This window comes from Hymenobacter sp. DG25B, assembly GCF_000801315.1.
In the GTDB taxonomy this organism is placed as follows: Bacteria; Bacteroidota; Bacteroidia; order Cytophagales; family Hymenobacteraceae; genus Hymenobacter.
This window is the reverse complement of the sequence record NZ_CP010054.1, coordinates 1,971,859-1,987,050: the sequence shown is the minus strand read 5'-3', so window position 1 is coordinate 1,987,050 and position 15,192 is coordinate 1,971,859. Positions and strand designations below refer to the sequence as shown.

General features: G+C 55.5%; 11 protein-coding genes and 2 riboswitches. Of the genes, 6 read left to right on the top strand and 5 right to left on the bottom strand.

Translation table 11 applies throughout. From position 1 onward, the window contains the following. Positions 1-91: 91 nt before the first annotated feature. The 6 genes from PK28_RS08455 to PK28_RS08430 all read left to right on the top strand — a co-directional run bounded on the left by PK28_RS08455 (position 92) and on the right by PK28_RS08430 (position 8,656). A complete protein-coding gene (locus PK28_RS08455; RefSeq protein ID WP_044513359.1) occupies positions 92-1,369 on the top strand; it encodes a DUF7033 domain-containing protein in 1,278 nt (425 codons plus the stop codon). Positions 1,370-1,445: 76 nt separating this feature from the next. Continuing rightward, on the top strand, positions 1,446-2,927 hold the full coding sequence (locus tag PK28_RS08450) for a lipopolysaccharide biosynthesis protein (protein WP_048825771.1): 1,482 nt from the start codon (positions 1,446-1,448) through the stop codon (positions 2,925-2,927). 317 nt (positions 2,928-3,244) lie between these two features. Further along, a riboswitch (SAM riboswitch) is annotated at positions 3,245-3,336 on the top strand. A 316-nt stretch (positions 3,337-3,652) separates the two neighbouring features. Continuing rightward, a complete protein-coding gene (locus PK28_RS08445) occupies positions 3,653-4,432 on the top strand; it encodes a phosphoadenylyl-sulfate reductase (protein ID WP_044513356.1) in 780 nt (259 codons plus the stop codon). Between the two features lie 140 nt (positions 4,433-4,572). Further along, positions 4,573-5,484 carry a sulfate adenylyltransferase subunit CysD gene (gene cysD, locus PK28_RS08440; RefSeq protein ID WP_044513354.1) on the top strand — a complete coding sequence of 304 codons (912 nt, stop codon included), beginning with the start codon at positions 4,573-4,575 and terminating at the stop codon, positions 5,482-5,484. Positions 5,485-5,664: 180 nt separating this feature from the next. Further along, positions 5,665-6,942 carry a sulfate adenylyltransferase subunit 1 gene (locus tag PK28_RS08435; protein ID WP_044513350.1) on the top strand — a complete coding sequence of 426 codons (1,278 nt, stop codon included), beginning with the start codon at positions 5,665-5,667 and terminating at the stop codon, positions 6,940-6,942. A 226-nt stretch (positions 6,943-7,168) separates the two neighbouring features. Next, entirely contained in the window at positions 7,169-8,656 is a 1,488-nt protein-coding gene (locus tag PK28_RS08430) for a TSUP family transporter (protein ID WP_044516618.1), read from the top strand. Positions 8,657-8,736: 80 nt separating this feature from the next. Here PK28_RS08430 and PK28_RS08425 read toward each other — a convergent pair whose 3' ends face one another. The 5 genes from PK28_RS08425 to PK28_RS08400 form a co-directional block, all read right to left on the bottom strand. Next, positions 8,737-10,194 carry an amino acid permease gene (locus PK28_RS08425; protein ID WP_044516616.1) on the bottom strand — a complete coding sequence of 486 codons (1,458 nt, stop codon included), beginning with the start codon at positions 10,192-10,194 and terminating at the stop codon, positions 8,737-8,739. Positions 10,195-10,527: 333 nt separating this feature from the next. Continuing rightward, positions 10,528-10,641, bottom strand: a riboswitch (SAM riboswitch). A 195-nt stretch (positions 10,642-10,836) separates the two neighbouring features. Then, positions 10,837-11,091 (bottom strand): hypothetical protein, encoded by a 255-nt coding sequence (locus tag PK28_RS08420; protein ID WP_044513348.1) that lies wholly within the window; start codon positions 11,089-11,091, stop codon positions 10,837-10,839. Between the two features lie 372 nt (positions 11,092-11,463). Continuing rightward, on the bottom strand, positions 11,464-12,195 hold the full coding sequence (locus PK28_RS08415) for an EcsC family protein (RefSeq protein WP_044513346.1): 732 nt from the start codon (positions 12,193-12,195) through the stop codon (positions 11,464-11,466). A gap of 612 nt (positions 12,196-12,807) precedes the next feature. Beyond that, a complete protein-coding gene (locus PK28_RS08405) occupies positions 12,808-13,836 on the bottom strand; it encodes a Gfo/Idh/MocA family protein (protein WP_044513341.1) in 1,029 nt (342 codons plus the stop codon). 73 nt (positions 13,837-13,909) lie between these two features. Next, complete coding sequence (locus PK28_RS08400; RefSeq protein ID WP_231576114.1) at positions 13,910-15,037, bottom strand: DegT/DnrJ/EryC1/StrS family aminotransferase; 1,128 nt, start codon at positions 15,035-15,037, stop codon at positions 13,910-13,912. Positions 15,038-15,192: the final 155 nt, after the last annotated feature.

Below are 15,192 nucleotides of genomic sequence, written 5' to 3'. Positions count from 1 at the left end.
GGTGGCCCTTCCTCCCCTAAAACCTGCGCGTATATCTGCTGAAACCCGGCTTGCGTATGTCCTGCACCATTTCCGGAAGGCTTACGAATCAATGGTTACAATTTCCATTGGGTACGAAGAAACCGACGCTATTCAACTGACGCGGGTCGACTCGAACTTCTTCGAAGGTCAAAACCCCTATCCCGCCCCGCCTTGCCAGCGGGAATGGCGGAATCAGCTGCTGCCTTTTTTCTTTGACAAACAGCCCGAGCAACCGCTGCTTATGCTAAAAGAAGGCAAAGCGCTTATTGGCGTAGACCTTGTTTCTGCCGCTTTTTATCTGCTCAGCGGCTGGCAGGAATACTTCTCGGAGGAGCGGGACCAGCACGGACGGTATCCCTATATAGCTAGCGTGCAGTACCGCTACGGGTTCGTAACGGTGCCCGTCGTCAATTACTATTTCGATATTCTGAAAACGGCCGTGGAGCACGTCACGGGCCAGCCTTTACGCCCGCTCCGCTGGGCCGGAGGCGCCGCCTGGGCCGCCTTCATCACCCATGATATAGATAATCTATACAGCGCCTGGAAAGCGCCGGCCAAAGCAGCATTACGCCAGGGAAAGCTGCTGCGCTTCGGGCGGCAGCTTTGGCAGCATTTCACGCACAAAGATGCCTGGAACAACCTGGCGCAGGTGCAGCAAACTGTAGCCGAATATGGCGCTAAAAGCACATTTTTCTTTTTGCCAAAAAATCGCCCCGATGCAAATGGCACGCCCAACTCGGACTACGCCTTGGCCTTAATACTCCCACAGATTAAGGCTCTGGCTGACGCGGGAGCCGAAATACAACTCCACGGCAGCATTGGCACTGCCACCGATACCGACCAACTGATGCGCGAGGCGGCAATGCGTATGCTGCCCTACCGAAACGAACAATCATCAATGCCGGGCATTCGGTTTCACTACCTGAGCTGGGAGCCGCGCGCCACGCCGGCATTGCTCGACGACTTGGCATTCGAGTATGATACCACTCTGGGCTTCCCTGAGCATTTCGGCTTCCGAAACTCATACTGCCTGCCCTTTTACCTGTTCGATTTCCAGCGGGGCCGGGCCCACGATTTCCTCGAAATCCCTCTAAACGTGATGGACGCCACGCTTTACCATCCCAACTACCTGCGCCTGAGGCCAGACGAAATCCTTCCAGCCCTGGTGCCTATGTTCAAGGAAATTGAGCGTTTTGGGGGGGTGTGTACCGTGCTCTGGCATAATGAGAACTTCGACCCGGCCAACGAACACAACGGCCCTCAACAGTTCCGAGCCATCATGGAGTACCTTCGTGCACATTCCGTCTACTTCGTCAATAGCTTGGATATTTGTGTTTCGGTGAGTTGATGGATTAGTAGGCTTACAAGTGGTGCCTTATGCACATTCATTACACTTTCACTTACCACATTTCTACTCATTAACCTTGGGCATCGTTCAGCGGCAGGGACTGCGCAATACCGTAATTTCCTACATTGGGCTGGCCCTGGGCTTCGTGAATACCACGTTGCTGCTGCCGCGTTTTCTAGCGCCCAGTCAGCTGGGACTCACGCAGGTTTTGGTGTCTATTGCCACCATTTTCGCGCAGCTTTCGGCGGTGGGGTTTGCCAGCATGGGCATTCGGTTCTTCCCGTATTTCCGCGACGCTGAAAACCGCCACCATGGCTTTTTACCGCTGCTGCTGGGCTTGCCGCTGGTGGGCTTTGCGGTGGTTACCGCCCTGTATGTGCTGGGCCAGCCGGTCTTTCTGAGTTTGTATTCGCACGATGCCGGCCTGCTGGGACCTTATTACCTCTGGGGCATTGTGCTGGCCTTGTTTACGCTGCTGTATTCCCTGCAGGATGCCTACCTGAAAGGGCTGTATCACACCGCGTTTTCTTCCTTTCTGCAGGAAATTCTCCTGCGGATACTCATTGCGGGCGCCGCCTTCTTATTCGGAACCGGCTACCTGACATTCCACCAGTTTGTGCTGGCTTATATTGGGGTCAACAGCCTGATTACGCTTTTGCTCACGGGCTATCTGGCATATATCGGGGAGCTGCATCTGCGGCCCACCAAGGCGGTATTTCGCGTGCGCCCTGTGCGCGAGCTGGTAAACTTTGGGGCTTTTGCGCTGCTTTCCAATATTTCGGGCACTGTGATAATGACGGTGGATTCACTGATGCTGGGCTCCAAAATAAACCTGGCCGCCGCCGGAGTCTATGCCATTGCCATCAACATCAGCACCGCCCTCACCATACCCTGGCGGGCGCTCAGCAAAATTGCCTTCCCCCTGCTGGCCGAGTATTGGAAGGAAAACGACCAGCCCCGCATGGCCGATTTTTACCGCAACACCACGCGCCTGCTCACTACTTTGGGCTGCTGGCTGGCGCTGGGCATCGGCCTCAATCTGGATTTCATCTACCACCTTATTCACCGCCCCGAGTACGCCATTGGCACCACGGCCGTGCTGCTGCTCCTCATGGGCCGGCTCTTCGACAGCATGACGGGCGTGAACGGGCTGATTGTGGTAACCTCCCCGCGCTACCGCTACGATTTGATTTTCAATATCTCCCTGGCGCTGGTTACGGTGGGCCTCAACCTGCTGCTGATTCCGGCGTGGGGCCTTACCGGAGCAGCGCTGGCAGCGCTGCTTTCTCTCACCAGTATTAATGTGGCCCGCACGTGGTTTGTGTGGTACAGCTACCGCATGCAGCCCTTCACCTGGCGCATTCCGCTCATTGTTGGTTTAGCGGCTGTTGCCGGAATTTGTGGCTGGCTGATGCCCACGCTCAACTCCCCTTTCCTGACCATGCTACTGCGCTCCGGCGTGCTGACGGTGGTGTATGTGGGTTTACTTTTAATGACGAATTCGGCGCCAGAAGCCCTTCCGTTTTTGCAAAAAATCAGTAGTCGCTTCAGACATTAATGATGTGAAGCATTTCCCGAATTTTTCTCTTCATAGGCTGATTTTTATTTACCGGATTACTGATTTAAAAAATAAAACATAGCACATGCTATTGCTTTTCAGTAGCTTATAAACTTGTTTTCAATTAATACAAGCTTTATATAATTGCTCTGATAATCTATTTTTAGAATAATTTATTTTTCACTTTAGCAGAATATTTAATTTCCGATTTTACAGCTGGGTGGCTCTACTTCAACGTCAGCAAGAAAAATAAATTTTGGAAGTGTAAAATTTCGGACCCTATCTTTGGGCACCAATTCTTTACCATCAAAGGATTGTTTTTATACAGAGGCGTGGAGAGACAGGCTCTACGAAGCGCCGGCAACCAGCGGACCATCCGAAACGGTGCCAAGTCCTGGGCATATAAAAACAACAGACTGTGAAACGCTTCCTCAACTCCGCTACCACATCCGCCACCTCCTCTGCTGTACAGCATGGGTGTTGTGCCATGATGGGTATGCCCTGTTGTTGCTAGCACCACACCCCTCCGCTGTTCTGGTTGTGTGCTTCTACTGATGGCCCGCTGATGCGCTTGTGCGCATAGCCGCTCCGTAGCTGCCCACCCCGCCTTCTGCCTCGCCGGGCACTACGCGTCGTTGTGCTGTAACGCCGCTGTCCGCTGCCGGGGCCATTGTTTGGCCGGAATCCGGGCTTACTGCTTGGTTCTCCTCTCCTACTTTCCTGTTATGTCTGCAGCAAATGCTGCGCTGGCCGTCCACGCCTTGCTGGACGACCTGCGCCCCCGGCTGATTCAGGCTTCGGCCCTGGAACGGCTGCGCCTCGTGGCCGAATACTTCCCCGAGCAGGCCGTGTTTTCCACCTCCTTTGGGCTGGAAGACCAGATTATCAGCCACCTGATTTTTGAGTTCGACCTGCCTATTCAGGTGTTTACGCTGGATACTGGCCGCAATTTTCAGGAAACCTACGCCACCTGGAACAAGACGCTGCTCAAGTATCAGAAGCCCATTGAGGTGTTCTTTCCGCAGCAGGCCGGGGTGCAAAACCTGCTCCTAGAGAAAGGCCCTAACTCCTTCTACGAGAGCGTGGACAACCGCAAGGAATGCTGCTTTATCCGCAAAGTAGAGCCCCTGAATCGAGCCTTGGCGGGCCGGCAGGCGTGGGTAACGGGCATTCGGGCCGAACAATCCCAGAACCGCCAGACCATGGAATCCATGGAGTGGGACGCCGCGCACAACCTGATGAAAGTCCACCCGCTGTTCGACTGGACCTGGGACGAGGCGGTGACCTTCACCCAGCAACACGGTATTCCGGTGAACACGCTGCACCAGCAGGGATTTGTCAGCATTGGCTGCGCGCCCTGCACCCGCGCCATTGGGCCCGGCGAGGATTTCCGCGCCGGCCGCTGGTGGTGGGAAGATCTATCGGCCAAAGAATGCGGCCTGCACACCACCGCTGCACACAACGGCCCCGACCCGGTGGTAGAACCGGTGCCGGCTACTACTTAAATTCTTTGTCATCCTGAGCTTGCGAAGGACCTTGTCACACCAGAACGAAACCGTTCGGTGGTAATTCAAACGGGAGAAGGTCCTTCGCAAAGCTCAGGATGACAGTTGAAAAAAATTGAACTGATAGCCCGACTACATACATGAGTACCCCCACTTTCGATTATCTCGACCGGCTGGAAGCCGAAGCCATCCATATTCTGCGGGAAGTGGCCGGCCAGTTTGAGCGGCCGGCCCTGCTGTTTTCCGGTGGCAAAGACTCCATTGTGCTCACGCGCCTGGCCGAAAAAGCCTTTCGGCCCGGTCGGTTTCCCTTCCCGCTGGTGCACGTGGATACCGGCCACAACTTTCCCGAGGTGCTGGCTTACCGCGATGCGCTGGCCGAGCAGTTGGGTGAGAAGCTGATTGTGCGCCGCGTGGAGGAAACCATTAAGCGGCAGCGCCTGCATGAGCCGGGCGGTAAGTATCCCAGCCGCAATCCGCTGCAGACTTACACCCTGCTGGAGACTATTGAGGAGTTTGCGTTTGATGCCTGCATTGGCGGCGCCCGCCGCGACGAAGAGAAGGCCCGCGCCAAGGAGCGCATCTTCTCTGTGCGCGACGAGTTTGGCCAGTGGGACCCCAAGCGCCAGCGCCCCGAGTTGTGGAACATCTACAACGGCCGCATTCAGAAGGGCGAAAACGTGCGCGTATTCCCCATTTCCAACTGGACGGAGCTGGATGTGTGGCGCTACATCCAGCGCGAAAACATTGCGCTGCCCGACATTTATTTCGGCCATGAGCGCACCTGTGTGGTGCTGCCCTCCGGCCAGCTACTGGGCCTCACGGAGCACATCCGGCTGGATCAGGACGATGAGATTGTGACCCGGCAGGTGCGCTTCCGCACCGTGGGCGACTCCACCTGCACCGCCGCGGTAGAAAGTGACGCCGCTACCGTGGAAGACATCATTGAAGAACTGCTGCTGGCCAAGGTTAGCGAGCGGGGGGCTACTCGTCTCGATGACAACATCTCTGAGGCCGGCATGGAAGACCGGAAACGCAACGGCTATTTCTAAGTGGTGAAATTCCATTCGAACAGCATGCTGAGCATTCTGCGCATCAAGCAGAGGATCGAAGCATCTCGCTAATGTGGTATACCGTGATTAGCACTGCAACATCAGCACGCGAGATGCTTCGACAGGCTCAGCATGACGGTTCGGAAAACTCACCATTTCACCAAATCACTAACTCACCCCATGGACCTTCTCCGATTTATCACCTGCGGCAGCGTCGACGACGGCAAAAGCACTTTGATTGGCCGCCTGCTCTACGATTCTGAATCTGTTTCCCTGGATGTACTGGCCGCGCTGGAAAAGCGTCAGGCTTCCAACGGCGTAGTGGATCTGGCCCTGCTGACGGACGGCCTGCGCGCCGAGCGGGAACAGGGTATCACCATTGATGTCGCCTACAAATACTTCACCACGCCCCGCCGCAAGTTCATCATTACCGATGCCCCCGGCCACGTGCAGTACACCCGCAATATGGTGACGGGCGCCAGCAACGCCGACCTGGCTATTGTGCTGGTGGATGCGCGCCAGGGCGTGATTGAGCAAACCCGCCGCCACACGCTTATTGCCGCGCTCCTAGGCATCCGGCACTTTGTGTTGGCCGTGAATAAGATGGATTTGGTGCAGTATGATGAGACAATTTTCAACCAGATTTCCGCCGACTACGCCGCCCTTACCGACCACTTCCAACTTCCCAAAGCCAGGGCCATTCCGCTGAGTGCTCTGCACGGCGACAATGTGGTAACCCGCTCCCGGCAGCTGCCGTGGTACACGGGCCCCAGCCTGCTGGAACACCTGGAAAGGGTGCCCGGCGCCGTAGAAGTGGCCGCCGCTCCCCGCTTCCAGGTGCAGTATGTTATTCGCCCGCAAACGCCCGAGCTGCCCGACTACCGCGGCTATACCGGTCAGGTGCTCAGCGGCCAGTACCGCCCCGGTGATAAAGTGCGCATTCTGCCCTCGGGCCAGGAATCAACGATTGAAGCCATTGAAGTCAGTCAGCAGGCAGTGGAAACGGCGGCAGCTCCGCAGTCCGTAGTCATTCGGCTGCGCGATGATGTGGACGTGAGCCGGGGCGACACCCTGGTGCCACTAAACGACGAGCCTACCCTCACGCGGGAGCTGGAAGCTACGCTGTGCTGGATGAGTGAGCAGCCCCTGCTGCCCGGCCGCAGGCTGCTGCTGCAGCACCACGCGGCGCTGGTGAAAGCCGCCATTCCGGCCATCCTGCACAAGGTAAACGTGCACACCTTCGCCCAAGCCCCCACCGACTCGGCCCAGCTAAACGACATCGTGCGGGTACGCCTGAAAACCGCCGTACCGCTGGCCGTGGACCACTACCGCCAGAACCGCGCCACCGGCTCATTTATTCTGGTAGATGAGCTGAGCGGTGATACGGTAGCCGCCGGGCTGATTGGCGCGGTGGAGGCCGTTTTTTCTCCCCTTGTGCCGGCCAGTGTAGTAGGCTGAAGCTCCGGAGCGCAGGAGTTACCCTAAAAATTAAATAATTTAGTTCAAGTAACTTCAAAACAACGCATTACCTCATTCTGCTTCTGAAGCCAGGAAGCTAACAGCTGGGGCGGTTGTGCGGAATATCTCCAGCAAAAAAACCGTGTCACACTTCAACAGATACGGCTGCATTTCTGCTTTCACTTCTCTGAATACAACCAAAATGCCGCTCTCCGCTAATAACCCTATGCCCCAGCCAGAACCGCCGCCGCTACCCGGTACCAACCGGCTGTTTCCGGTGTTTTTGAAGCTGGAGCAATTACATGTGCTGTTGGTGGGCGGGGGCGGGACTGGCTGCGAGAAGCTGTCGGCGATGCTGCTGAACAGTCCTGGCGCCGCGGTAACGGTAGTGGCTACCTGGTTTTCGCCGGAGCTGAAGCGGCTGGCGGCACAGCACCCTTCGGTACAACTGCGCGAGCAGCCCTACCAAGCCACCGATTTGGTGGGCCACGACCTGGTGATTGTGGCCACCCATGACCAGACGCTCAACCTGCGCATTAAGGCCGATGCTACGCTACAGCGCCTGCTCTGCAACGTGGCCAACATGCCCGAGGCCTGTGACTTTTACCTGGGTTCCATTGTGCAGAAGGGCGACCTGAAAATTGCCATCAGCACCAACGGAAAGTCGGCTACCATTGCCAAGCGCCTGCGCGAAATGCTAAGCCACACCCTGCCCCAGGAGCTGCACGACGTGCTCCAGCACATGACCGTGATTCGGGAGAAAGTGGGCGGCGACTTCGCCAAAAAAGTAAAGTCGCTGAATGAGGTAACGGCGGAGCTGGCCGGGGGGCCGGCCTATGAGTCGCCGGCGGCGGCGCGCTGGCGCCATATTGCTACCGGCTCGCTGCTGGCCTTCGCGGCCATGCTGGTGTTCAACATCCTCTCCTACTACTTCACATGGCAGCAGGTGTGGGAAGCAGCCACGTCTTCGGATACGTTCTTTCTTTTTGTGGCCATTGGGTTTGGTGCGCAGCTCATTGATGGCCTGCTGGGCATGGGCTACGGGGTGGTGACGGCCATCAGCCTGATGACGCTGAATATTTCGCCGGCGGCCGTGAGCTCCAGCATTCATACCGCCGAAATGTTTGCCAGCGGGGCCTCAGGCTATCATCATTACCGCTTCGGCAACGTGAACCGCAAGCTGTTTAAAGTGCTGTTGATTCCGGGGGTGCTGGGCGCCATTACCGGGGCTTATCTTTTGGCGAAGTTTGGGGAGGAATACGGGGCTTATGTGAAGCCTTTCCTTTCCCTGTACCTGCTGCTGCTGGGCCTGCGCATTATTTCCAAAGCCTTTTCTAAACCCGGTCCGCGCAAAAAGCACAAGAAGCTGGGAATACTGGCGGCGGCCGGCGGGTTCCTGGATTCCTTTGGCGGGGGCGGCTGGGGCCCCTTGGTGACCAGCACGCTCATTGCCGGCGGGCGCACGCCACAGTACGTTATCGGCTCGGTGAGTGTGACGGAGTTCTTCGTCACGTTTGCCAGCGCTGTTACCTTTTTCGCCACCATTGGCATTTCGCACTGGCAGATTATTCTGGGGCTGATTGTGGGCGGCGTGGCGGCGGCCCCGCTGGCAGCCCGCCTGGCCGGCCGCATTCCCGTGCGCTGGATGTTTGTGGGCGTGGGCCTGATGGTAATTGTGTGGAGTATGTGGTCGTTGCGCCGGCTGCTTATATAAGTCAGGAAGAGTATTGCACAAAAAAGCCCCACCGTAATATACGGCGGGGCTTTTTATTACATCCAGCAGGAAGCGGTTGCCTATACTATCTGTTTCTGTTGCGCTTTTTGCCCCAGCTTGCTGTGCTTCTTGCCATAGCCGAAGTAGATAGCCAAACCAATAGCCAGCCAAACGGCCAGGCGCAGCCACGTTTCCCAGGGCAACGACACCATCATAATCAGGCAGGTTACAATACCCAGAATAGGCACCAGCGGTACCCAGGGCGTGCGGAAACCACGGGGCGCATCGGGTTCTTTCTTGCGCATGATGAGAATGCCCAGGCACACCATCACAAAAGCCAGCAAAGTACCAATGGAAGTCATTTCGCCGACAACGGAAATGGGCACGAAGCCCGCAAACAGGGCTATAAACAACCCCAGCAGCAGATTGGATTGCAACGGTGTGCGGAACTGCTCGTGAATACGCGAGAAAACCGGCGGCAGCAGGCCGTCTTTCGCCATGGAGAAAAACACGCGGCTCTGCCCCAGCAAATCCACCAGAATAACGGACGTATACCCGATGATAATGGCCAGGATAACGGCCGATGAAAGCCAGGCATAGGGCGTTTTCTCAATGGCAATGGCTACCGGCGCGGCGCTGTTTTTAAACTCCGTGTAGTTGGCCAGTCCCGTCATCACGTGGCCAAACAGTACAAATAGCACCGTGCAGATCAGCAGGGAGCCGATGATGCCGATGGGCATATTCTTCTGCGGATTCTTGGTTTCCTGAGCCATGGTGGCCACAATATCAAACCCGATAAACACGAAGAAGACCACGCCGGCCCCGCGCAGAATCCCGCTCCAGCCAAACTCCCCAAACACGCCGGTATTCTGCGGAATGTAGGGTTGATAGTTAGCCGGATCAATGTACTGCCAGCCCAGGGCAATGAACACCAGTACTACGGCCACCTTCAGCGTAACTACCAGCGCATTAAACCACGCCGAGCCGGCCGTGCCCCGAATGATAATCATGGTAATAGCCAGCACGATGAGCATGGCCGGAATATTCACAAAGCCATGCACCGTGCTGCCATCCGCCAAAGCGGCCGTTTCAAACGGCGACATTACCAGCTGGGGTGGCAAATGAATACCGTACTTACCGAGAAACCTCAGGAGGTACTGCGACCAGCTAATGGCCACCGTAGCGGCGCCTACGGAATACTCCAGGACCAAATCCCAGCCAATAATCCAGGCAAAAAGCTCCCCCATGGTGGCATAGGCATAGGTATAGGCCGAGCCGGAAACCGGCACCATGGAGGCAAACTCAGCGTAGCATAAGGCAGAAAAAGCGCAGCCAACGGCCGCCACTACAAACGACAGAGTAACGGCCGGCCCGGCATTGTTGGCGGCCGCAATACCCGTCAGCGAGAACAGGCCGGCCCCAATAATTACCCCAATGCCAATGGTAATCAAATTAAAGCCATTCAGGCTTCGTTTTAAGGTATTAGCGCCGGTTTCGGCGGCTTCCTGCCGCAGCAGTTCCAGTGATTTTTTAAGCATATAGTGGGTAGTCGTGTCCGGCGAAGCAAAGCCGCCGGAGCACACGTTGGGTTAATTGATTCCTGGCGCCGGCTGTGACGAAAGCGGCTGCCGGAACCCAGGACACACAGGGGCGGCTACCTTACCTCTGAAACAGAGCAGGCCACAAATCCGAAAGAGAGAAAAACGAGAATTAGAGTTTCGGGCGCTTGCTCCCTGAAAGGGCGGCCCTGCTGCTGGTTAACAGCAACAACATCCGGCGCAACAACAGGCGGCACGCAAAGGGACGCGCTGGAAGGCGGGAGAACTAAAAAGCGGGGCAGTAAAGCGGGGGCAGAAGTCCACGGTGTGTTGTTTTTATATTGTCAGGAAGTAGCTTCTCTGACCTTCGGTTGGGCACCGTTCCGGCCATTAGCGGAGGTTGCCGACGCATCGTAGAGCCTTTCTCTCCGCGTCTCTGTATAAAAACAATCCTTTGGGCTAGAAAGAATTGATGCCCCAAAGGTAAAACCGGATTGATGGGTTTGCAAACAAACTTCGTGTAGGCAGCCACTCTAAGCCACTTTCTATTATTGGTAATGGATACCGGGCACACGTATACATAAAAAAGGGCGGCCCTAACCATTTGGTTAGGGCCGCCCTTTTTTAATTCAAGACCAGATATTAGCTGGCAGGCTGCGCGTTTTTAGGCTTGCGGCCACGCTTAGCGCCACCTACGCTGGCTACGCGGGGCTTACGCTCCTTGGCAGCAGGCTGGTAATCATCAGCCAGTACCGTTTCCATTTGAGAAACAGCTTCCTGGAGTGCATTAATAGCCGAAGAAACGCTGCGAACTGCTTTGCGCAGGTCTTTTTTCACGATTTCGCTATTCTTAGCGGCGTTGAGGGCGTTTTCGAGCTGACCGAAATCAAATGCCATGGGTAAAGAAAATAAGGTGGGGGATAAAAAACGAAGGAAAAATAATTTTTTCTCTTGTTATGTCTTACACAAACGTAGTATAAAAAAATCAACATTCCCTTCATTTATAATGATTTTTGATTAGATAAAAGTACCCTGTGCTCGAGTAGTTTGTAGTGATAACTCAATTCCCCCCTTAAAAAATAACGCAAACCCTATTTATCATCAAATAGCAAAATGACGCTAAGGCAGTTACATCTACTCAGAAACTGTATAAGCAGGCCCTCACATTGGTTTGCTGTAGAGCTTGGCTTTATCATCAGTAATTGTTCCTCTAATTTAGATTTCATTAACCATCCATTTGAATTTGGAGCAGGCACTACACGGCAATAGCTATTCAGGTTTATTGTGAGCAAACCAACGCATGCGGTAACAATGTATGGCCGTTTCGCCCAGCTGTACTAATAACCGATAATTAGCCACCGCGCCTACCGCCGCCCCGATAACGGGGATTAGCTGAGCCATTTTAGCCAGGTCAATGTAGTCGCGGTACTCCTGCTGGAAGGTGCGCCAGTCGAACTCATTTACATCCGTGGGCAGGGTAAGGCGGTAGGTTTCCCAATTGGCCACCCGCTGGTATACTTCATTACGCGTGTGCTGACTGCTGAAGGCCAGCTGAAAAATATGCAGCAGGTACAGTCGCTCGGTATAGTCGCGCACATCGTGGCCGTAGAGCGCGGCAATATCAAAGAGCAGCTTCAATTTCAGGCTGAGCAGCAACGGAAAATCAGCAAGGCCTAAAAGGAAACCACCCGCCCCCGTTACGGCACCTTCGGCGGCAGCCGTATTGCGGTAGTACCGGATGCGCGTACGAATCAGGGTTTCCCGCTCGCTCAAACTGCTTTCGACCAGCGGTTTTCTTGTGATTTGCATTGAGCCAAACAGTACTCCGCGCACCATTTGTTTAATAGCCGCAGTTAGCGCCAAGTGTACTTTTTCCGGTAATAAAGCATTCATTTTGGCCTGTACCCGCCGGGCAAAACGGTTGAGCAGCGAGGGTTTCTGCTGCATGCGCTTCTGCCAGGTTCTCAGCTCGGAATAAGCTTGCGCAGTATAAGTAGTCATGTAGATAAGCTCTTTTGAATCTTAGTTACTTAAATAGATTTACATAGCTCATTATCAGAATAAAGATACCGCCTATAACTAACACAAAATAGCTTTTGCTTTCCCTAAATGCACTAGGGCTATACAACCTGGCATTGATAGCTAGATGGCTCAATTTATTCCTGAAAGTCAGGTAATCACCCAGCCATATAGAGCGAACTACCACCTTGTGCTGCCTGGTAATGATTGTTAATTTCTCACCATGGTACAGCAGGTCAGAATCACGAAAGATTCGGGTGGAATATTCTAACTTCTCTTCCTTGGTTTCCAGACGAAGAATGGAGCTGTAAGGGATTCTTTGTTTTACAAACAGCCCCCCCTTTTTAGGACTAAACACCCATCCTTTAAAAGCAATTGGCGAAGAAGAAGTATTTCAGACGCCGACCACAGCGCAGTCAGAAGCCAGGCACCAAAAAACAAGGCAATAAATAAGTTGGCTGCAGAAATATTACTCTGCCCGATATCCAGTATTACGGCCTTAAAAAGAATTAGAATGTTCACGCAGAACAAGCAGCATTCTACCAGAAGTATCAGATAAAAAGTCTGAATTACGCTTCTATGATGAATGCGTGCTTATTTCAACTGATATATCTGCTCAATTATCTCAACTACTTTTAGCCCATCCAGCGCATTGGTGGTAGCCGCACAACCATTTTGCAAGGTATTCACCACATTCTCAATCACCTGCACATGGTTGGCAGCGCTACCCTGGTAGGGCCCGTAATCATTGGCGGGGTTAGTAGGTGGTAACTCAGGGCACTGATAATTCCGTAGGTGGCAGTACTCCAGCTTATCCATGTACTGGCCACCCAGGCGCAGGCTGCCATGCTCGGCTATTACCGTTAAGGAGCTTTCCAAGTTTTGGTCCCAAACGGCAGTGCTGTATTGCAGCGTGCCGCTGCCGCCGCGTACTAAATCAAAGGAAACCAGGCCGGAGTCTTCAAACTCGGTAAGCTGCTGGTGCGTGAAGTCACGGAAGCGGGCGGAGATATTGGTAACGTCGCCGAATACCCAGTAGAGCAAATCCACGAAGTGGCTGAACTGGGTGAAGAGTGTGCCGCCATCCTGTGCCTGGGTGCCGCGCCAGCCGCCCGGGCGGTAATAACGGGCGTCGCGGTTCCAGAAGCAGTTAAACTGCACCAGATATATCTGCCCCAGGCGGCCTTCTTCATAAACATTCTTGAGCCAGGCGGCGGGCGGCGAGTAGCGATTCTGCATCACCCCAAACACTAGGCGGCTAGAAGCCTGGGCCGCGCGCACAATGGCTTCGGCATCGTGGGTACGCAGCGCAATGGGTTTTTCCACCAGCACATGCAGGCCGGCGTGCAGCCCTTGCATAGCCTGGGGCGCGTGCAGATGATTGGGCGTAGCCACGGTCAGCACATCGGCAGCGGGCCCGGCCAGCAGGTACTGATCCAACGACGAAAAGAAGGGCACGCCGGGGAACTCGGCCGCCAACCCGGACCGCAGTTCCTCCCGCACATCAACCAGGGCCACCAGACGGGCGCCGGGCTGCCGGGCAACCAGTGCCGCGTGCCGCCGGCCAATATGGCCTATACCACAAATTACAAACCGGACGGCGGGAAGGGCAGAATCATTCACAATAGGCGAATGTAGCGGTAACGGCGTAAATCCGGACTATCAGCGCGGCTTTGCTTTCACTTAGCGGCAATTATCAGAAAAATGACTTCACCGCATCTGATACGCAGGCCACCTGCTCTGGCGCCAGGGTAGGATGAATGGGCAATGATAACACCGTATGGCACAGCCGTTCAGCCACCGGAAACTGCCCGGCCTGGTAACCTAAGTACTTATAAGCGGGCTGCTGATGCACCGGTACCGGGTAATATACCACGCTGGGCACCCTATTCGCCGCCAGGTGCTGTTGCAGTGCGTCGCGGCGGGCCGTGTCGGTTACCTGCACAGTGTACTGATGGTACACATGGGTGCTGCGCGGGTCGCGGGCGGGCGGCATCAGGCCTTCTACGCCAGCAAATGCGGCATCATACTGAGCCGCTATGCGCTGGCGGGCGGTGGTCCATTGCGCCAGATGGGGCAGCTTCACGCGCAGCAGGGCGGCCTGCAGGGTATCCAGCCGGGAATTGAGGCCGATGTGCTCGTGGTGGTATTTGCGCGTTTGGCCGTGGTTAGCCAGTTGGCGCAGCAGCTCGGCCCGGCTGCTATCCTGGGTGAATAGAGCGCCCCCATCCCCCATAGCGCCCAGGTTTTTACTGGGGAAAAACGAGGTAGTGCCCACCTCTCCTACTGTTCCGGCTACCCAGGTTGCCCCGGCGCTGGAAGTAAACGTGGCGCCCAGCGACTGGGCATTGTCTTCAATCAGCGCCAAGCCATGGTGGCTGGCAATGCGGCGCAGGCTTTCCAAATCGGCACACTGCCCAAATAAATGCACGGCCACTATGGCCGCGGTGCGCGGCGTAATGGCGGCCTCAACGGCCTGCGGATCCAGCCCAAAGGTGGTGGGCAGCACATCTACCGGTACCGGAGTAAGCCCCAGTACGGCGGCGGCTTCCAGGGTAGCTACGTACGTGAAAGCGGGCACCAGCACCTCACTGCCCTTGGGCAGGCGCAGGCTCATGAGAGCCAGCTGCAAGGCATCGGTACCATTGGCGCAGGGCACCACGTGGGGGCCGCCCAGATACTCACTTAGCTCCTGCGCCAGCTTTGCAACTGCCGGACCCTGAATAAAAGCGCTTTCATTCAGGCATTGCTGCAGCGCCGCGTCCAGCGCGGCGCGCAGGGGCGCGTGCTGGGCCGCCAGGTCCAGCATCAGTATAGGAGGCATAAAGGCAGGAATGGACAAGCAGGCCGAGTATCAGGAAGGCATCAAAGATAGAAGGAGCCGCGAAACCCGGGCCGCAAGCCCGGCGTAACCCGGGCCTGAATGCCTGCGTTAAGCAGGGAAAGGATACTCTCTCCCTAAGTACTCTTCTTTTCTCC